The organism is Pseudomonas sp. F(2018) (assembly GCF_005508865.1).
Taxonomy (GTDB): domain Bacteria; phylum Pseudomonadota; class Gammaproteobacteria; order Pseudomonadales; family Pseudomonadaceae; genus Aquipseudomonas.
Window position 1 is genome coordinate 1,084,529 of sequence record NZ_SCOM01000001.1, and the last position, 19,295, is coordinate 1,103,823.

The 19,295-nt window shown below is 63.7% G+C and carries 16 protein-coding genes and 5 tRNA genes; 16 read left to right on the plus strand and 5 right to left on the minus strand.

From position 1 onward, the window contains the following. The first annotated feature begins 168 nt into the window (after positions 1-168). The 14 genes from FFS62_RS05235 to FFS62_RS05300 all read left to right on the plus strand — a co-directional run bounded on the left by FFS62_RS05235 (position 169) and on the right by FFS62_RS05300 (position 14,928). On the plus strand, positions 169-1,953 hold the full coding sequence (locus FFS62_RS05235; RefSeq protein ID WP_171016270.1) for a diguanylate cyclase: 1,785 nt from the start codon (positions 169-171) through the stop codon (positions 1,951-1,953). Between the two features lie 322 nt (positions 1,954-2,275). Further along, a complete protein-coding gene (locus FFS62_RS05240; protein ID WP_137971742.1) occupies positions 2,276-3,496 on the plus strand; it encodes an aspartate aminotransferase family protein in 1,221 nt (406 codons plus the stop codon). 175 nt (positions 3,497-3,671) lie between these two features. Next, entirely contained in the window at positions 3,672-4,688 is a 1,017-nt protein-coding gene (gene aruF / locus FFS62_RS05245; protein WP_137971743.1) for an arginine/ornithine succinyltransferase subunit alpha, read from the plus strand. A 114-nt stretch (positions 4,689-4,802) separates the two neighbouring features. After that, positions 4,803-5,828 carry an arginine N-succinyltransferase gene (astA, locus tag FFS62_RS05250; protein WP_137971744.1) on the plus strand — a complete coding sequence of 342 codons (1,026 nt, stop codon included), beginning with the start codon at positions 4,803-4,805 and terminating at the stop codon, positions 5,826-5,828. Then, complete coding sequence (gene astD, locus FFS62_RS05255; RefSeq protein WP_137971745.1) at positions 5,825-7,288, plus strand: succinylglutamate-semialdehyde dehydrogenase; 1,464 nt, start codon at positions 5,825-5,827, stop codon at positions 7,286-7,288. The genes astA and astD overlap by 4 nt, the downstream gene beginning before the upstream one ends. Beyond that, positions 7,288-8,634 (plus strand): N-succinylarginine dihydrolase, encoded by a 1,347-nt coding sequence (gene astB, locus FFS62_RS05260; protein WP_137971746.1) that lies wholly within the window; start codon positions 7,288-7,290, stop codon positions 8,632-8,634. The genes astD and astB overlap by 1 nt, the downstream gene beginning before the upstream one ends. A gap of 11 nt (positions 8,635-8,645) precedes the next feature. Next, a complete protein-coding gene (locus FFS62_RS05265; RefSeq protein WP_137971747.1) occupies positions 8,646-8,930 on the plus strand; it encodes a topoisomerase II in 285 nt (94 codons plus the stop codon). Between the two features lie 29 nt (positions 8,931-8,959). Next, on the plus strand, positions 8,960-9,952 hold the full coding sequence (gene astE, locus FFS62_RS05270) for a succinylglutamate desuccinylase (RefSeq protein ID WP_137971748.1): 993 nt from the start codon (positions 8,960-8,962) through the stop codon (positions 9,950-9,952). 154 nt (positions 9,953-10,106) lie between these two features. Then, a complete protein-coding gene (alaS, locus tag FFS62_RS05275; protein ID WP_137971749.1) occupies positions 10,107-12,731 on the plus strand; it encodes an alanine--tRNA ligase in 2,625 nt (874 codons plus the stop codon). Between the two features lie 102 nt (positions 12,732-12,833). Further along, a complete protein-coding gene (locus FFS62_RS05280; protein WP_137971750.1) occupies positions 12,834-14,072 on the plus strand; it encodes an aspartate kinase in 1,239 nt (412 codons plus the stop codon). 186 nt (positions 14,073-14,258) lie between these two features. Continuing rightward, positions 14,259-14,444 (plus strand): carbon storage regulator CsrA, encoded by a 186-nt coding sequence (gene csrA, locus FFS62_RS05285; protein WP_003244478.1) that lies wholly within the window; start codon positions 14,259-14,261, stop codon positions 14,442-14,444. A gap of 62 nt (positions 14,445-14,506) precedes the next feature. Beyond that, a tRNA-Ser gene (locus tag FFS62_RS05290) sits at positions 14,507-14,597 on the plus strand. A gap of 104 nt (positions 14,598-14,701) precedes the next feature. Continuing rightward, positions 14,702-14,778: transfer RNA gene (locus FFS62_RS05295), tRNA-Arg, on the plus strand. 73 nt (positions 14,779-14,851) lie between these two features. Beyond that, positions 14,852-14,928, plus strand: a tRNA-Arg gene (locus tag FFS62_RS05300). Positions 14,929-14,968: 40 nt separating this feature from the next. Here the strand turns inward: FFS62_RS05300 and FFS62_RS05305 are convergent. Continuing rightward, complete coding sequence (locus FFS62_RS05305; RefSeq protein WP_137971751.1) at positions 14,969-15,475, minus strand: DUF4124 domain-containing protein; 507 nt, start codon at positions 15,473-15,475, stop codon at positions 14,969-14,971. A 318-nt stretch (positions 15,476-15,793) separates the two neighbouring features. Between FFS62_RS05305 and mgtE the strand changes: the two genes are divergently transcribed. After that, complete coding sequence (mgtE, locus tag FFS62_RS05310; RefSeq protein WP_137971752.1) at positions 15,794-17,236, plus strand: magnesium transporter; 1,443 nt, start codon at positions 15,794-15,796, stop codon at positions 17,234-17,236. A gap of 61 nt (positions 17,237-17,297) precedes the next feature. On the opposite strand, the gene FFS62_RS05315 is transcribed toward mgtE, so the two are convergent. Beyond that, the gene (locus FFS62_RS05315) at positions 17,298-17,624 is read right to left on the minus strand and encodes an Arc family DNA-binding protein (protein ID WP_137971753.1); all 327 of its coding nucleotides are present in this window, start codon (positions 17,622-17,624) and stop codon (positions 17,298-17,300) included. A 440-nt stretch (positions 17,625-18,064) separates the two neighbouring features. Between FFS62_RS05315 and FFS62_RS05320 the strand changes: the two genes are divergently transcribed. Beyond that, positions 18,065-18,141, plus strand: a tRNA-Arg gene (locus FFS62_RS05320). A 113-nt stretch (positions 18,142-18,254) separates the two neighbouring features. Here FFS62_RS05320 and FFS62_RS05325 read toward each other — a convergent pair. The 3 genes from FFS62_RS05325 to mobA form a co-directional block, all read right to left on the minus strand. Continuing rightward, positions 18,255-18,331 (minus strand) — tRNA-Pro (locus FFS62_RS05325). Positions 18,332-18,421: 90 nt separating this feature from the next. Beyond that, the gene (locus FFS62_RS05330; RefSeq protein ID WP_137971754.1) at positions 18,422-18,640 is read right to left on the minus strand and encodes a YgdI/YgdR family lipoprotein; all 219 of its coding nucleotides are present in this window, start codon (positions 18,638-18,640) and stop codon (positions 18,422-18,424) included. A 58-nt stretch (positions 18,641-18,698) separates the two neighbouring features. Further along, positions 18,699-19,280 (minus strand): molybdenum cofactor guanylyltransferase MobA, encoded by a 582-nt coding sequence (gene mobA / locus FFS62_RS05335; RefSeq protein WP_137971755.1) that lies wholly within the window; start codon positions 19,278-19,280, stop codon positions 18,699-18,701. Between the last annotated feature and the right edge of the window lie 15 nt (positions 19,281-19,295).

Here is a 19,295-nt window from a genome sequence, read left to right on the forward strand (position 1 = left end):
GCAAGGCGCGGACAGCATCCCGATCGGGTCGACAACAAGCCTGACATTGAGCTCGCCGGAGGCGGCCGCTGCGCTTTTTCAGCACCATAAACCGGCCTATGCTCAGTGCGGTGCAAACCGAACAACTATAAGAAGATGCGCCTATTACGCTTGCTGCTGTGCTGCTGGATGAGTTTCGGTGCGGTCACTGTCGCCGCAGCCGAGAACGCTTCGTTGCTGCTGCTGGATGAAAAGAATCCGCGCGTTGAGCTCGATAGCCATTTCGAATTCCTCGCCGATCCAAGCTCCGTCGCGGATGTCCATGCCATCAGCCGGCTGCCCGCCCAGCGCTTCACCCGCCACTCCGGCGGAGCGCCGAACTTCGGTTTCACCGAAGAGCGCTACTGGTTCCGCACTCAGTTGCTGCAGGTCAACGGCGATGAAAGCTGGTTCCTGGAGTTTGCTTACCCGCCCCTGGATAACATCGACGTGTTCCTGCTCGATCAGCACGGCGAGGTGCTGGTTGCCGAGCATGGTGGCGATCGGCGACCGTTCGACCAGCGCCTGATCAAGAGTCGGCACTTCACGGTGGAGTTGCCATTGCCGCTCGGCGAGCCGGTCTGGTTGTATGTGGCGGTGCAGACCGAGGGGTCGCTGCAGATGCCAGCGGTACTCTCCAGCGCCCACCACTATGTGTCCACGAGTCGTACCGAGTACTACCTGCTGGGGCTCTACTACGGCGCTCTGCTGTCGATGCTGCTGTACACCCTGCTGACCTATCTGTCGGTCAGGGATGCCAGCCATCTCTATTACATTGCCTACATTGCTGCCTACGGGTTGTTCCAGCTGACGCTCAATGGCCTGGCCTTCCAGTATCTGTGGCCCCAGTTTCCGAGCTGGAGCAACCGCATGCTGCCGCTCTCGATCACTGTGGCCACGCTCACCCTGATCCTGCTGACCCGCTCGTTTCTGCAGACCCGCACCCTGGCGCCGCGTATCGATCGGCTGCTGCTATTGGTACAGCGGCTGTATGTCGCGTTGGCGCTGGCTTGTCTGGTCATGCCCTACGATTGGGCTATCCGCCTGAGCACCGCGTCGGTGGTGATTTCCCCGTTGGTGGTGTTTGCGGTGGCGGTGCGGATCTTCTGGGCCGGTTATCGCCAGTCGCGTTTCTTCCTGCTGGCATTCACCGTGCTGCTGCTGGGCATGGTGCTGTATGCGCTGAAGACCTTCCATGTGCTGCCGGGCACCTATCTCACGGAGTACGCCCTGCAGATCGGCTCTGCTCTGCAGATGATCCTGCTGGTGGTGGCGCTGGCCGACCGCATGCGCCTGTTGAAGCAGGAAAACCTGCGTATCGAGCAGGAGGCGCGGGCCTCGCTCGAGCAGCGGGTGCTGGAGCGCACGGAAGAGCTCAACAGCGCCTTGCTGGAGCTGAGCGACAAGAACCGCCAGCTCAGCGAGCTGAGCACGATCGACGGGTTGACCGGGGTGTATAACCGCGCCCATCAGGAGGAGGTCCTCGCGACGGAGTGGGCGCGTGCCTGCCGGCAGAAGGGTCCGCTGTCGGTGCTGATGGTCGACATCGACCATTTCAAGCGCATCAATGACAACCACGGGCATCAGTCCGGTGATGCCGTGCTCAAGACGGTCGCGACGCTTATCAAGGGCTTCGCCAAGCGCAAGGCCGATGTGGTGTGCCGTTATGGCGGTGAAGAGTTCATGGTGATTCTGCCGGACACCACGCTGGACGGCGCCCGGCTGGTCGCAGAGGGTATTCGCCAGGCCCTGGCTGAGCTCGATATTCCGCTGGTTGACGAGGTTATCAAGGTTACCGCCAGCATCGGCCTGGCATCGGCGATTCCGGGTTCGCCGGCTCAGGACGAGTTGGTGGCGCTGGTCGGCGCGGCAGATGCCGCGCTGTATCGGGCCAAGCAGGAAGGGCGCAATCGGGTTTGCCTGGGCAGCGCTTAGGCCTCGGTCGGTGTGATGCCGGGTGCGGCTGGCAACTGGCGAAGGTGCCAGCGCAGCCGTCAGTGCGGCTCGCGTGTCGGTCGGCACGCCCCGATGCCCATCGCGCCTCCCGCTTTTTTCCTCTGGGCACCGCCGATGCCGTCGCGCAGCGTTTAAACTGCGCAATTCCGGAGCTTTCTGTCGCATTGCCGAAAGCCCAGGAAAACCGCGGGTTGCCGCTGTAAGAAGTTGTCGCATGGCGGCAATGCGGGCCCGTGGGCAGCCCCTACAATCCTTTCATCACCTGCCATTTGTGCGGTGTTCGTTATTCAGGAGAGCCCCGATGTCCGTTCAGCACGATCCGGTGCAACGCGCCGATTTCGATCAGTATCTGGTCCCCAACTATGCCCCCGCTGCCTTCATTCCTGTGCGCGGCCAGGGCTCCCGAGTCTGGGATCAGAGCGGTCGCGAGCTGATCGACTTCGCCGGCGGTATCGCCGTCAACTCCCTCGGCCACTGCCACCCGGCGCTGGTCAAGGCGCTGACCGAGCAGGCCAACACCCTGTGGCACATTTCCAACGTGTTCACCAACGAGCCGACCCTGCGCCTGGCCCACAAGTTGGTCGACGCGACCTTCGCCGAGCGCGTGTTCTTCTGCAACTCCGGCGCCGAGGCCAACGAGGCCGCCTTCAAGCTGGCTCGTCGTGTCGCCCATGACCGTTTCGGTCCGGAGAAGTGCGAGATCATTGCCGCGCTCAACAGCTTCCATGGCCGCACCCTGTTCACCGTCAGCGTCGGCGGGCAGCCCAAGTATTCCGACGGCTTCGGTCCGAAGATCCAGGGCATCAGCCATGTTCCGTACAACGACCTGGACGCGTTGAAGGCGGCCATCTCCGACAAGACCTGCGCCGTGGTGATCGAGCCGATCCAGGGCGAGGGCGGCGTGCTGCCGGCCGACAAGGCATATCTGGAAGGCGCCCGCAAGCTGTGCGACGAACACAACGCGCTGCTGGTGTTCGACGAAGTGCAGAGCGGCATGGGCCGTACCGGCGAGCTGTTCGCCTACATGCACTACGGCGTGACCCCGGACATCCTCTCCAGCGCCAAGAGCCTGGGCGGCGGTTTCCCCATCGGCGCCATGCTCACCACCACCGACCTGGCCAAGCACCTGGCCGTCGGCACCCACGGCACCACCTACGGCGGCAACCCGCTGGCCTGTGCGGTGGCTGAGGCGGTGCTGGACGTGGTCAACACTCCGGAAGTGCTGGCCGGCGTCAAAGCCAAGAGCGCCCAGTACAAGCAGCGCCTGCAGGCGATTGGCGAGAAGTACGGCATCTTCAGCGAGGTCCGCGGCCTCGGTCTGCTGCTCGGCTGCGCCCTGACCGATGCCTGGAAGGGCAAGGCCAAGAGCGTGCTGGATGCCGCCACCGCCGAGGGCGTGATGGTGCTGCAGGCCGGCCCGGACACCGTGCGCTTCGCCCCCAGCCTGGTGGTCGAGGATGCCGACATCGCCGAGGGCCTGGATCGCTTCGAGCGCGCCGTGGCCAAGCTGGTCCAGGGCTGATTCACCCGACCCCGATAACGGCGGTGCAGGGAAGTACCGCCGGTTTGCTTCAGGACGAACCGTTCCATGCGTGATCGGAATCTCCGATCTTTCTCCAGGGGGCCGTGAGCCTTCTGGGGGTTTTATTCGAAAACCGTTTCGCCCTGGCGGAACGCAGCTCTGAAGGAGTAACGCCATGCTGGTGATGCGCCCCGCGCAGATGTCGGACCTTGCCGAGGTACAGCGTCTGGCTGCGGATAGCCCGGTGGGCGTCACTTCGCTGCCGGACGACGCCGGTCGCCTGAGCGACAAGATCGCCGCCTCCGAGGCGTCTTTCGCTGCCGAGGTCATCTTCAATGGCGAGGAGAGCTACTTCTTCGTGCTCGAAGATACCGACAGCGGCAAGCTGCGCGGCTGCTCGGCCATCGTCGCTTCCGCCGGCTACTCCGAGCCCTTCTACAGCTTCCGCAACGAGACCTTCGTGCACGCCTCGCGCGAGCTGAAGATCCACAACAAGATCCACGTCCTCTCGCTGTGCCATGACCTGACCGGCAACAGCCTGCTGACCAGCTTCTACGTGCAGCGCGACCTGGTCGACAGCCCCTTCGCCGAGCTCAACTCGCGCGCGCGCCTGCTGTTCATGGCCGCCCACCCGGAGCGCTTCGCCGATGCGGTGGTGGTGGAGATCGTCGGCTACAGCAACGAGCAGGGCGACTCGCCGTTCTGGGACGCGGTCGGCCGCAACTTCTTCGACATGAGCTACACCGAGGCCGAGCGCCTGTGCGGCCTGAAGAGCCGCACCTTCCTCGCCGAGCTGATGCCGCATTACCCGATCTACGTGCCGCTGCTGCCGGACAGCGCCCAGGAAGCCATGGGCCAGGTCTACAGCCGCGCCCAGGTGACCTTCGACATCCTGATGCGCGAAGGCTTCGAGACCGACCACTACATCGACATCTTCGACGGCGGCCCGACCCTGCACGCACGTACCTCGGGCATCCGTTCCATCGCGCAGAGCCGCATCGTGCCGGTGCGCGTCGGTGAGCCGGGCAAGGGCGGGCGCCAGTACCTGGTCAGCAACGGCCAGTTGCAGGACTTCCGCGCCATCGTCGCCGATCTCGACTGGGTGCCCGGCAAGCCGGTGACCCTGAGTGCCGAGGCGGCCGAGGCGCTGGGTGTGGGCGAGGGTGCCAGCGTTCGGCTGGTGGCGGTTTGATGCGTTGACCCTTCTCCCACCGGGAGAAGGTGGCCCATAGGGCCGGATGAGGGAGCTTCCCTCAATCCCCGGCCCCTCTCCCGGAAGGAGAGGGGAGAGAATTCTGGAGGCAATATGATCGTTCGTCCCGTCCGTAGCACCGACCTGTCGGCGCTGATCGACCTGGCCCGCAGCACCGGCACCGGCCTGACCACCCTGCCGGCCAACGAGGAGCGCCTGGCGCACCGGGTCGGCTGGGCGGAGAAGGCGTTCCGTGGCGAGGCCGAGCGCGCCGACGCCGACTACCTGTTCGTGCTCGAGGACGACAACGGCCAGGTCGTCGGCATCTCCGCCGTGGCTGGTGCCGTGGGCCTGCGCGAGCCCTGGTACAACTACCGGGTCGGCCTCACCGTCAGTGCCTCCCAGGAATTGAAGATCCACCGCGAGATTCCCACCCTGTTCCTGGCCAACGACATGACCGGCAACTCCGAGCTGTGCTCGCTGTTCCTGCATGCCGGCTACCGCACCGGTCTCAACGGGCGCCTGCTGTCCAAGGCACGTTTCCTGTTCATGGCCGAGTTCCGCGAGCTGTTCGGTAACAAGGTGATCGCCGAGATGCGCGGCATGTCCGACGAGAACGGCCGTTCGCCGTTCTGGGAAAGCCTCGGTCGGCACTTCTTCAAGATGGAGTTCAGCCAGGCGGACTACCTCACCGGAGTCGGCAACAAGGCCTTCATCGCCGAGCTGATGCCCAAGTTCCCGCTCTACACCTGCTTCCTCTCCGAAGAGGCGCGCAGCGTCATCGGTCGCGTTCACCCGGACACCGAGCCGGCGCTGGCCATGCTCAAGGGCGAAGGCTTCAGCTACCAGGGCTTCGTCGACATCTTCGACGCCGGCCCGGCCATCGAGGTGGAGACCGACAAGATCCGCGCGGTGCGCGACAGCCAGAACCTGGTGCTGGCCGTGGGCACCCCGGGCGACGACGCCATTCCCTATCTGATCCACAACCGCAAGCGCGAAGACTGCCGTATCGCCGCCGCGCCGGCGCGTGCCGCCGCCGGCACCCTGGTGGTCGACCCGCTGACCGCCAAGCGCCTGCAGCTCAGTGCCGGCGCCAATGTGCGCGCCGTGCCGCTGTCGGCCAAGGAGAGCAAGCAATGACTACCCATTACATCGCCGGCAACTGGCAGGCCGGGCAGGGCGAGGCCTTCGAGTCGCTCAATCCGGTGACCCAGGAGACCGTGTGGAGCGGCCAGGGCGCCAGCGCCGCGCAGGTCGAGCAGGCCGTCGCCGCCGCCCGCGCCGCCTTCCCGGCCTGGGCGCGTCGCTCGCTGGACGAGCGCATCGCCGTGCTGGAGCAGTTCGCCGCCACGCTGAAGAGCCACGCCGACGAGCTGGCCCGCGCCATCGGCGAGGAAACCGGCAAGCCGCTGTGGGAGTCCGCCACCGAGGTGACCAGCATGGTCAACAAGGTCGCCATCTCCGTGCAGAGCTACCGCGAGCGTACCGGTGAGAAGAGCGGCCCGCTGGCCGACGCCACCGCCGTGCTGCGCCACAAGCCGCATGGCGTGGTCGCCGTGTTCGGCCCCTACAACTTCCCCGGCCACCTGCCCAATGGTCACATCGTGCCGGCGCTGCTGGCCGGCAACGCGGTGGTGTTCAAGCCCAGCGAGCTGACCCCCAAGGTCGCCGAGCTGACGGTCAAGTGCTGGATCGAGGCCGGCCTGCCGGCCGGCGTACTCAACCTGGTGCAGGGCGCCCGCGAGACCGGTGTGGCCCTGGCCGGCAACCCGGGCATCGACGGCCTGTTCTTTACCGGCTCCAGCCGCACCGGCAACCTGCTGCACAGCCAGTTCGCCGGCCGCCCGGACAAGATCCTGGCGCTGGAGATGGGCGGCAACAACCCGCTGGTGGTCGATCAGGTCCAGGACCTGGATGCCGCCGTCTACACCATCATCCAGTCCGCCTTCATCTCCGCCGGCCAGCGCTGCACCTGTGCCCGTCGCCTGCTGGTGCCCGTGGGCGCCTGGGGCGATGCCCTGCTGGCGCGCCTGGTGGCGGTGGCCTCGACCATCAAGGTCGGCGCCTTCGACGAACAGCCGGCGCCGTTCATGGGTCCGGTGATCTCCCTGGGCGCTGCCGAGCACCTGCTCAAGGCCCAGCGTCATCTGCTCGACCAGGGCGCTGTGGCCTTGCTGGAGATGATCCAGCCGGTGCCCAACGCCGCGCTGCTGACCCCGGGCATCCTCGATGTGACCAGCGTTGCCGAGCGCATCGACGAAGAGTTCTTCGGCCCGCTGCTGCAGGTGATCCGCTACGCCGATTTCGATGCCGCCATTGCCGAGGCCAACAACACCCAGTACGGCCTGGCCGCCGGCCTGCTGTCGGATAGCGCCGAGCGCTACCAGCAGTTCCTGATCGAGAGCCGCGCCGGCATCGTCAACTGGAACAAACAGCTGACCGGTGCCGCCAGCAGCGCGCCGTTCGGCGGTGTGGGCGCCTCCGGCAACCACCGCGCCAGCGCCTACTACGCGGCCGACTACTGCGCCTATCCGGTCGCCTCGCTGGAGAGCGCCACCCTGAGCCTGCCCGCCACCCTGACCCCGGGAGTGAGTCTGTGATGTCCGCCTATGAAATGAACTTCGACGGCCTGGTCGGCCCGACCCACAACTACGGTGGCCTGTCGTACGGCAACGTGGCCTCGCAGAGCAACAGCCAGGCGGCTTCCAATCCGAAGGAGGCGGCCAAGCAGGGCCTGGGCAAGATGAAGGCGCTGATGGACATGGGCTTCAAGCAGGGCGTGTTCGCCCCGCAGGAGCGCCAGGACGTCGCCGCCCTGCGCAGCCTGGGCTTCACCGGGACCGACGCCGAGGTGATCGCCAAGGTCGCCAAGCAGTCCATGCCGTTGCTGGCCGCCGTCAGCTCGGCTTCCAGCATGTGGACCGCCAACTCCTGCACCGTCAGCCCCAGCGCCGACACCTCGGATGGCCGCGTGCACTTCACCGCCGCCAACCTCAACTGCAAGTTCCACCGCAGCATCGAGCACCCGACAACCAGCCGCGTGCTGCGTGCCATGTTCGAGAGCGAGCAGCACTTCGCCCACCACGCCGCGCTGCCGGCCGTGGGTCAGTTCGGTGACGAAGGTGCGGCCAACCACACGCGCTTCTGCAAGGGCTATGGCGAGGCCGGCGTGGAGTTCTTCGTGTTCGGTCGCAGCGCCTTCGACAGCCGCTTCCCGACGCCGCAGCGTTACCCGGCGCGGCAGACCCTGGAAGCCTGCCAGGCGGTGGCCCGTCTGCACGGCCTGGGCGACGAGGGCGTGGTCTATGCCCAGCAGAACCCGGCGGTGATCGACCAGGGCGTGTTCCACAACGATGTGATCTCCGTGGGTAACGGCGAGGTGCTGTTCTATCACCAGGACGCCTTCCTCGACACCGACAAGGTGCTGGCCGAGCTGGGCGACAAGCTTGGCCGCCGCGGTGGCAACTTCCAAGGCGTACTGGTGCCGCGCGATGCCGTGAGCGTCGATGACGCCGTGCGCTCCTACCTGTTCAACAGCCAGCTGCTGACCCGCGCCGACGGCAGCATGCTGCTGGTCGTGCCGGAGGAATGCCGCAACAACGCCAACGTCTGGGCCTACCTGCAGCAGCTGACCAGCGGCAGCGGTCCGATCCGCGAGGTCAAGGTGTTCGACCTCAAGCAGAGCATGCAGAACGGCGGCGGCCCGGCCTGCCTGCGCCTGCGTGTGGCGCTCAAGGAGCACGAACTGGCGGCGGTCAATCCGGGCGTGGTGATGACGCCGGCCCTGTTCGATACCCTCAATGCCTGGGTCGACAAGCACTACCGCGATCGCCTGGCGGAAAGCGACCTGGCCGACCCGCAATTGCTGATTGAATGCCGTACGGCATTGGATGAACTGACGCAGATCCTTAAACTGGGCTCCGTCTATCCCTTCCAACTCGCCTGAGAGCACTGAACATGTCCGACGCCCTGCAACTCATCCTCGAAGATACCGACGGCACCCAGCTGGAAACGTCCTGCACCCGCTTCGCCGTGATCTGGCAGGGCAAGGAAGTGTGGATCCAGGCCGTTGGCGAGCAACTGCTGATCGGCGTGGACGTGGAGGAGGGCGACACCGAGTACGCCAACCTGCTGCTGCGCCCGCAGGCCACCAACCTGGTCGGCCTGCAGCTGGAAATGGAGCCGGCCGACCTGTCCGGTGACGACGAGGATCATGTACACGGTCCCGACTGCAAGCACTGAGCCGGACCGTAAAGACTGAGGTAATCCCCATGCTCGCCCTCGGCAAACTGCTCGAACTCACCCTGGCCGGCCGCGAGCCGACCGAGAAGATTCAGCTGACCCGCGAGGGTGCGCGCCTGCACTGGCTGGGCGAAGGCGTGTTGGAAGTGACGCCCAGCGCCCACGACGACAGCGGCCTCGACCTGCTGCTGTCGGCCGGTATCCACGGCAACGAGACGGCGCCGATCGAGCTGCTCGACCGGCTGCTGCAGGCCATCGCCTCCGGCCAGCTGCTGCCCAAGGTGCGCATGCTGTTCCTCTACGGCAACCCCGAGGCCATGCGCCGCGGCGAGCGCTACATCGAGCAGGACATCAACCGCCTGTTCGACGGCCGCCATGCCCAGAGCAGTGGTTTCGAGGCGTTGCGCGCCAACGAGCTGGAGCGTCACGCCGCCGCCTTCTTCAGCAAGGAAGGCCGCGCCCGCCTGCATTACGACCTGCACACGGCGATCCGCGGCTCGAAGATCGAGCAGTTCGCCCTCTATCCCTATGTCGAAGGTCGCGAGCATTCGCGCGCCGAGCTGGCCCGCCTGCGCGGCGCCGGCATCGATGCCGTGCTGCTGCAGCGCAAGACCGGCATCACCTTCAGCTCCTACACCTACGCGCGCCTGGACGCCGAGGCCTTCACCCTGGAGCTGGGCAAGGCCCGGCCGTTCGGCCAGAACCAGCTGGTCAACCTTGACCTGCTGGAGAAGCGCCTGCGCGAGCTGGTGGAGAACTGCGAGCCGGAAACCGATTCGCTGGATGGCCTGCAGCTGTTCGCCGTGTCGCGTGAGGTGATCAAGCACAGCGATGCCTTCAAGCTGCACCTGCCGAGCGATATCGAGAACTTCACTGAGCTCGAGCCAGGCTTCCTGCTGGCCGAGGACATCGCCGGCACCCGCTGGCTGGTGGAAGAGCAGGGCGCACGCATCATCTTCCCCAACCCCAAGGTCAAGAACGGCCTGCGCGCCGGCATCCTGATCGTCCCCACCGAGCTCTGATCCGGTTCTTCGCTCTCGATTCGGGTCACTCCGTGGCCCGAAGAGGCTTTCTATCCAAATTCCCCGCAAACGGGCTGTCCCTGCCGCGCGGGGCCGATATAATGCGGCCCTTTGCCGGCTTTTGCCGCAGCCGCCGTTTGCCTGGATGAATTAGATGAAAAGCGCAGAAATCCGCGAAGCCTTCCTCCGCTTCTTCGAAGAGAAGGGGCACACCCGTGTCGCTTCCAGTTCGCTGATCCCGGCGAACGATCCGACCCTGCTGTTCACCAACGCCGGCATGAACCAGTTCAAGGACTGCTTCCTCGGCCTGGAGAAGCGTGCCTACACCCGCGCCACCACCAGCCAGAAGTGCGTGCGTGCCGGCGGCAAGCACAACGACCTGGAGAACGTCGGCTACACCGCGCGCCACCACACCTTCTTCGAGATGCTGGGCAACTTCAGCTTCGGCGATTACTTCAAGCGCGACGCCATCGCCTACGCCTGGGAATTCCTGACCAGCGACAAGTGGCTGAACCTGCCGAAGGAGAAGCTCTGGGTCACCGTCTACGCCACCGACGACGAGGCCTACGACATCTGGCACAAGGAAGTCGGCATCCCGGCCGAGCGCATGATCCGTATCGGCGACAACAAGGGCGCGCCATACGCTTCCGACAACTTCTGGGCGATGGGCGATACCGGCCCGTGCGGCCCGTGCACCGAGATCTTCTTCGACCACGGCGAGCACATCTGGGGCGGCCCGCCCGGATCAAAGGAAGAAGACGGCGACCGCTACATCGAGATCTGGAACAACGTGTTCATGCAGTTCAACCGCACCGCGGACGGCGTACTGCACCCGCTGCCGGCGCCGAGCGTGGACACCGGCATGGGCCTGGAGCGCATCAGTGCCGTGCTGCAGCACGTCAACTCGAACTACGAGATCGACCTGTTCCAGAGCCTGCTGGGCGCCGCGGCCAAGGCCATCGGCTGCACCAACGAGGGGCAGGCCTCGCTGAAAGTGGTAGCCGATCACATCCGTTCCTGCGGTTTCCTGATCGCCGATGGCGTGACCCCGTCCAACGAGGGTCGCGGCTACGTGCTGCGCCGCATCATTCGCCGCGCCTGCCGCCACGGCAACAAGCTGGGCGCCAAGGGCAGCTTCTTCTACCAGATCGTCGCCGCGCTGGTGGCCGAGATGGGCGAAGCCTTCCCCGAACTGAAACAGCAGCAGGCGCACATCGAGCGCGTGCTGAAGACCGAAGAAGAGCAGTTCGCCAAGACCCTGGAGCAAGGCCTGAAGATCCTCGAGCAGGATCTGGCCGAGCTCAAGGGCAGCGTCATCCCCGGCGACGTGGTGTTCAAGCTGTATGACACCTACGGCTTCCCGGTGGACCTGACCGGCGACATCGCCCGCGAGCGCGAGCTGACCCTCGACGAGGAAGGCTTCGAGCGCGAGATGGAGGCCCAGCGCGAGCGTGCCCGCTCCGCCAGCTCCTTCGGCATGGACTACAACAGCCTGGTCAAGGTCGACAGCGACACCCTGTTCCTCGGCTACCAGGGCACTGCCGGCAACGGCAAGGTCGTCGCCCTGTTCAAGGCCGGTGCGGCCGTCGACAGCCTGGGCGAAGGCGAGGAGGGCGTGATCGTCCTCGACCAGACGCCGTTCTACGCCGAGTCCGGTGGCCAGGTCGGTGACAGCGGCTATCTCTCCGCTGCTGGCGTGCGCTTCGATGTGCGCGACACCACCAAGGCCGGTGGCGCATTCCTCCATCACGGCATCGTTGCCCAAGGTGGGGTCAAGCTCGGTGCCGAGCTGCAGGCCGAGGTTGATGCCTCGGTGCGCCAGGCTACTGCGCTGAACCACTCGGCCACCCACCTGCTGCACGCCGCTCTGCGCCAAGTGCTGGGCGAACACGTCCAGCAGAAGGGCTCGCTGGTCGACAGCCAGCGCCTGCGCTTCGACTTCAGCCATTTCGAGGCGATTAAGCCCGAGCAGCTGAAGCAACTGGAAGAGCTGGTCAACGCCGAGATTCGCAAGAACTCCGCAGTCGAGACTGAAGAAACCGATATCGAAACCGCCAAGGCCAAGGGCGCGATGGCGCTGTTCGGCGAGAAATACGGCGATAACGTACGCGTGCTGACCATGGGCGGCGGCTTCTCCGTCGAGCTCTGTGGCGGTACCCACGTGTCGCGCACCGGCGATATCGGCCTGTTCAAGATCACCAGCGAAGGCGGTGTGGCCGCCGGCGTGCGCCGCATCGAGGGCGTCACCGGCGCCGCGGCGCTGGCCTGGCTGAATGGTGCGGAAGAGCAGCTGAAAGAAGCCGCTGCGCTGGTCAAGGGCAGTCGCGACAACGTGCTGGACAAACTGTCCAGCCTGATCGAGCGCAACCGTCAGCTGGAAAAAGAGCTGGAGCAGCTCAAGGCCAAGGCGGCCAGCGCCGCCGGTAACGATCTGGCCGGCTCGGCCGTGGACGTGAAAGGCGTCAAGGTGTTGGCTTCGCGTCTCGATGGTTTGGACGGCAAGGCCCTGCTGGCGATGGTCGACCAGCTGAAGAACAAGCTGGGCAGCGCGGTGATCCTGCTCGGCGGCGTGCAGGACGACAAGGTCGTGCTGGTCGCCGGCGTGACCCAGGACCTGACCGCCAAGCTCAAGGCTGGCGACCTGATGCGTCAGGCAGCCGCTGCCGTGGGCGGCAAGGGCGGTGGTCGTCCGGACATGGCTCAGGGCGGCGGCGTGGATGCCGGCAAGCTGGACGAGGCGCTGGCTCTGGCGGCGACCTTCGTCGAACAAGGCGCCTAAATACGGCGAAACCAAGGCCTGCAGTGCGTCCGGCAGGCCTTGGCAGTGTGACCCGATGCGGGTTTAATGGGCGCCCTTCGAGGAATCAGGCGGCTTTTTGACATGGCGTTGATCGTACAGAAGTTTGGGGGCACCTCAGTCGGTACCGTGGAGCGTATCCAGCAGGTAGCCGACAAGGTGAAGAAATTCCGCGAAGGCGGCGACGATATCGTCGTCGTGGTTTCCGCCATGAGCGGTGAAACCAACCGCCTGATCGACCTGGCCAAGCAGGTCAGCGACGGCCAGCCGGTGCCGCGTGAACTGGACGTGATGGTCTCTACGGGCGAGCAGGTGACCATCGCCCTGCTGGCCATGGCGCTGATTCAGCGCGGTGTGCCGGCGGTGTCCTACACCGGCAACCAGGTGCGCATCCTCACCGACAACGCCCACACCAAGGCGCGCATTCTGCAGATCGACGACCAGAAGATCCGTGCCGACCTCAAGGCCGGTCGCGTGGTCGTGGTCGCCGGCTTCCAGGGCGTGGACGAGGAGGGCAACATCACCACCCTCGGCCGCGGTGGTTCCGATACCACCGGCGTAGCTCTGGCCGCGGCGCTGAAGGCCGACGAGTGCCAGATCTACACCGACGTCGATGGCGTCTACACCACCGATCCGCGCGTGGTGGCCAAGGCCCAGCGCTTGGACAAGATCACCTTCGAAGAGATGCTGGAAATGGCCAGCCTCGGTTCCAAGGTGCTGCAGATCCGCTCGGTGGAGTTTGCCGGCAAGTACAACGTCCCGCTGCGCGTGCTGCACAGCTTCCAGGAGGGTCCGGGCACCCTCATTACCCTTGATGAAGAGGAATCCATGGAACAGCCGATCATCTCCGGCATCGCCTTCAATCGCGACGAGGCCAAGCTGACCATCCGTGGCGTACCGGATATCCCCGGCGTGGCCTTCAAGATCCTCGGCCCGATCAGTGCCGCCAATATCGAAGTGGACATGATCGTGCAGAACGTGGCGCACGATAACACCACCGATTTCACCTTCACCGTGCATCGCAACGACTACCAGAGCGCCATGGGCGTGCTGGAAAACACCGCGCGCGAGCTGGGTGCCCGTGAAGTGATCGGCGACACCAACATCGCCAAGGTCTCCATCGTCGGCGTCGGCATGCGCTCCCACGCGGGCGTGGCCAGCCGTATGTTCGAGGCCCTGGCCAAGGAAACCATCAATATCCAGATGATCTCCACCTCGGAAATCAAGGTGTCCGTGGTCATTGAGGAGAAGTACCTGGAGCTGGCGGTACGCGCCTTGCACACTGCCTTCGACCTGGATGCGCCGGCCCGACAGGCCGAGTGATATGTTCTACTGAAAGGCGCGGTCATCCGCGCCTTTCGCTTTTTTGGTCGGTTTGGCAGGGGACTTTTCTTTTGTCCGGGCTGGTCAATACTTGGGTGAAGGTGTCGCACTTGATATAGGCGATGCTGCCACCATTTTATTTCTTGCAGACTGTTGTCCCGTAATTGAATCCGTAAGGAGAAAGGAATGCTGATTCTGACTCGCCGGGTCGGAGAGACCCTGATGGTGGGTGATGATGTCACCGTCACCGTGTTGGGCGTGAAAGGTAATCAGGTGCGCATTGGTGTCAATGCTCCCAAGGAAGTTGCCGTGCACCGCGAAGAGATTTACCAGCGCATCCAAAAAGAGAAAGGCGACGAACCAAGCCACTAATTTTTCTCGAAATTTTGGCTTTGCAAACGGGGAAAACATGGTTATCATGCGCCCCGTGTTGCGGAGAGGTGGCCGAGTGGCCGAAGGCGCTCCCCTGCTAAGGGAGTACACCTCAAAAGGGTGTCGGGGGTTCGAATCCCCCCTTCTCCGCCATATTCACAACCTCGGTTGTGTTTGTGCTAAGTCCGATAAGTTATTGAACTTATTCGGAAAAGTGCTTGACCTGATGGTTGAGATCACTAAAATGCGCAACCCACGCACTCATAGCTCAGCTGGATAGAGTACCCGGCTACGAACCGGGCGGTCGGAGGTTCGAATCCTCCTGAGTGCGCCATATTGAAATGGCTTGCAGCGATGCAGGCCATTTTGTTTCAACCAGCGGTGATCTGGTCTAAAAAGCGCCATACGCACTCATAGCTCAGCTGGATAGAGTACCCGGCTACGAACCGGGCGGTCGGAGGTTCGAATCCTCCTGAGTGCGCCATAACCCAAAAGGCCCGCAGCGATGCGGGCCTTTTGCTTTTTCAGCGTTTGCCTTTTTCCTTCACGCAGCCGTACTCGTCGAAGGTCACCTGACGCTTGTTCCCCTTGTCGTCGGCATAGTGATAGCGGGTCTGTCCGTCGTTGCTGGTGACCTTGTCCGGTTCGCCCAGGCTGCTCTCCACGTCGCGCTGGGTCATGCCGCCGCGTATCTGCTGGCGGATCACGGCGCGCCGTCGTTCGCTGCTGGTGAGCTTATTGCCGCAGCCATCCTGCTTGGTGCCAACCACTACGAGCTGTTCGTCATCCTTTTTCTTGGCTTTTGCTTTCGCTCGGGTCTTTTGAGCCTTGGCTAGTGGCACGGCTTTGCCTTTGCCTGGCGTAGGGTTATAGGCCTCCTGCAGATCCTGGCTGGCCTCTTTCGGACAGCCGTGCAGGGTGTAGGTGATGTGGCCCTTGTCATCTTCGCAGCGGAACACGGTAGAGGCGTGGGAATGGGTGGTGGGGTAGAGCAGGGATGCGCAAATTCCTGCGCAGATCAGTCGCAGCATGACTCGTCCTCCTTGACGGTTGCCTTCCCCAGCCTAGACCGTCCTCGTGGGCTCGCCAGCGTGCCTTGTGACGCAGCGCATGCGTCGAAGAAGCAGGTTGTGCGGGCGTCTAGAAAAGCGCTGCAAGCGCTTGTTCTAGGCCTGATTTTGTCGCGTCGAAACGGAGTGCGGTGCTATCATTGCAAGGTCAGCCCCGCCGGGGCTTGTGGAAAACCACCATGGACTTACCCAGTAGTTACTCAACTTATTTTTCGCCCAATCGCGTTTTGACTGATTGACCCCCGCGGCGCGCCCTGCTGCTGGGGTGGAGCGTGCCGTATGACTGAAGTAGAAGCCAAAAAGCCGCAAGAAAGCCTGCAGGACCGCCTCGCTCAGGTGGTCGAGCTGCTGCACCGCCACAAGCTGGTCGAAAGCCTGACTCATCGTCAGGAAGGCCAGCACCAGGATCTGGTGGAAAACCTGGTCCACCGGCAGAACCTCGCCGAACTGCAGCGCAAGCTCGATGAGCTGCACTCCGCCGACGTTGCTCACATCCTCGAAGCTCTCCCGCTTGGCGACCGCCTGACTGTCTGGCAGCTGGTCAAGGCCGAGCGCGACGGCGATATCCTCCTCGAAGTCTCCGATGCGGTCCGCGAATCCCTGATCGCGGACATGGATGACCATGAAATTCTCGCCGCCGCCAAGGATATGGATGCGGATGAGCTCGCTGACCTCGCTCCCGAGTTGCCGCGCGATGTAGTGCTCGAGCTGATGGAGTCCCTGGACGCCCAGCAGCGTGAGCGCGTGCGGTCGGCGCTGTCCTACGAGGACGACCAGGTCGGTGCGCTGATGGACTTCGAGATGGTTACCATCCGCGAGGACGTCAGCCTGGAAGTGGTGCTGCGCTATCTGCGGCGACTGAAAGAGCTGCCGGGACACACCGACAAGCTGTTCGTGGTCGATTACGACGGCGTGCTCAAGGGCGTGCTGCCGATCAAGCGCTTGCTGGTTAATGATCCGGACAAGCAGGTCGGCGAGGTCATGGCCAGCGATCCGGTGAGCTTCCAGCCGAACGAGGATGCCCATGACGCCGCCCAGGCGTTCGAGCGCTACGACCTGATTTCCGCGCCGGTAGTGGACAAGGAGGGCCGCCTGATCGGGCGTCTGACCATCGACGAGATGGTCGACCTGATCCGTGAGGAGAGCGAGAGCGAAGTGCTCAACATGGCCGGTCTGCGCGAGGAGGAGGACATCTTCGCCTCGGTATGGAAGTCGCTCGGCAACCGCTGGGCCTGGCTGGCCATCAACCTGATCACCGCCTTCCTGGCGTCGCGTGTGATCGGCCTGTTCGAGGGCTCGATCGAGAAACTGGTAGCTTTGGCCGCTCTGATGCCGATCGTGGCTGGCATCGGTGGTAACTCGGGCAACCAGACCATCACCATGATCGTGCGCGCCATGGCCCTGGATCAGGTCGGTACCGGCAATACCTCACGCCTGATGCGCAAGGAGTTGGGGGTAGCGCTGATCAATGGTCTGGTCTGGGGTGGTGTGATTGGTGTAGTTGCCTTCTGGCTTTATGACAGCTGGTCGTTGGGCTTGGTAATGACGGGTGCCATGACGCTGAACCTGCTGCTGGCTGCGTTGATGGGGGTGCTGATTCCCATGACGCTGGTGCGCATGGGGCGCGATCCGGCCATGGGTGCCAGTGTGATGATCACTGCCATGACCGACAGCGGTGGATTCTTCATCTTCCTGGGACTGGCTACGCTGTTCCTGCTCTGATCGGCAGGCACAAAAAAGCCGGCATTAGCCGGCTTTTTTATTGGGGGTGGTGCGGAGAGATTCAGGCCTCTTCGCTGGCCAGCTCCGCATCGTGAGCGATCAGTGCGACTAGTGCGTTCTGCTGGCGGCGCGACAGTTGACGGAAGCGTTGCAGCAGTTCGCGTTCATGCAGGGATAGTTCTGGACTGTCTATGTGCAGGTTCAGCTCGTCGCCCAGAGAGCCTTCCTGGAACAGGCTCTGCTCCAGGCGCGCAATGATTTCCGAGTTCATGCTGCGGTGATGATTACGCGCCACGTCGGCGATGCGCTCACGCATACCGTCGGGCAGGCGGACTACAAACTTGTCAGCCGTACGGCTGGAATAGATGGCCTGTTTCATAGGGCGTATACATTAAACCGGTTAGTTCAGGAAAGCGATGCTGGCAATCAGCTACACATTGTCGCTGCTTTGACCATGTTAGGCGCTAGCCGTTCAGCCGGTAACAGCATCGGTTCGGTTTTTGATCGGTCGACTATTTGACGCCAATTACGCGACGTAATTGTGGTCCGAATGCAGGCGCATTGCCAGCACCAATTGTCCGAAATGCGTACAGCTAAGCAAAACTGGTGCACTGGTCAGTATACGAATTGCCTGGAATGCCCTAAATAGAGCGGCTTATACATTGCCGGTTATTCAGATGGCTCGGATCTCGACGGTATCTCAGACCGTCGCTGGCGGCTAGGGATCGTCGGGCGGTAATGGTCTATTGGCTTGTAAGAAGCTGGGCGAATGGCATGACAAACATGCCTCTGCCCGTTAACATGCCGCCCCGTCGCAGAGCGATCGCTGTCCCAGTAGCTCAATTGGATAGAGCATCCCCCTCCTAAGGGGAAGGTTGGAGGTTCGACCCCTCTCTGGGACGCCATACATAAAAGCCCGCAAGCCAAAAAGCATGCGGGCTTTTTCGTGAGGGTAAAAATAAAAAAACCGGCCACTGAGGGCCGGTTTTCTAATCGACTTTGCTGTCGATTCGGGATTTGGTCGGAGCGACTGGATTCGAACCAGCGACCTTCTCGTCCCGAACGAGACGCGCTACCAAGCTGCGCTACGCTCCGAAGGATGGCGCGCATTTTACCGAAAAAGTTTTGCGGCACAAGGGGTTAGCTGGAAGATTTTTGCCGCCACGATTCCGTGTGGCGCGCTGCTCAGAACTCTTTGACGGTAATGACCTGATCCTTGTTCACCCGTGTCGGTTTGCCGTCGAGCTGTTCGAATTCGTAGAAGCCGGATTCCTCATCGAACTCGGGCACGTCCGTAGTATGGATCTGAGTGCCGTCATTGAGAGTGATGACGCTGGGCGTCGAGCAGCCGGCCAGTGCCAGCAAGCCGGTGGCGAGCAGGGCGGTCAGGGTCCGTTGGGTCATGGGTACCTCCGGGAGTCATGGGGTACGTAAGACGAGGATTTGCCGCTGCGGTTCCCGATCAGCCGCGTAGCAGTTCCAGCGTATTGAAATTGGCCAGGCGCGTGTCGCCCGGTTCGCAGGAGAACTCCCGCGGGTCGAGCCGCAGCATCGCGCGCAGCGGGCTGCGCTCGCCGTTCTGCCAGATCCGCTGCAGCGGCTGTAGCAGGGAGCGTGGCAGCAAGCAGAACAGCGGCTGCCACTGCTCGCCCTGGCGGACCATCACCGGTTTGCCGGGATGCTCCCGGGCCAGGCGGCGCAACTCCGCCAGAAGGCTCTCGTCCGCCAGCGGCGCATCGCAGGGTAGTACCAGCAACTGTTCGTGGCGCGCTGCGGCAAGGCCGCTCAGCAGGCCGGCCAGGGGGCCGGGAAAGTCCGGCTCGGCGTCGCTCACCAGTTGATCGGCGAACCGCGCATAGCGCTCGGCATTGCGGTTGCAGGAGATGATCAGGTCATCGGTCAGCGGCCGTACCCGTTCATGCAGATGGGCGATCAGCGGTCGGTCGCGCCATTCCAGCAGCCCCTTGTCCTGGCCGCCCATGCGCTGCCCGCGGCCGCCGGCCAGCAGCAGGATGGAGCAGGGTGGAAGCGCAGGCGTGGTCATGGCAGGGCTCTGGGT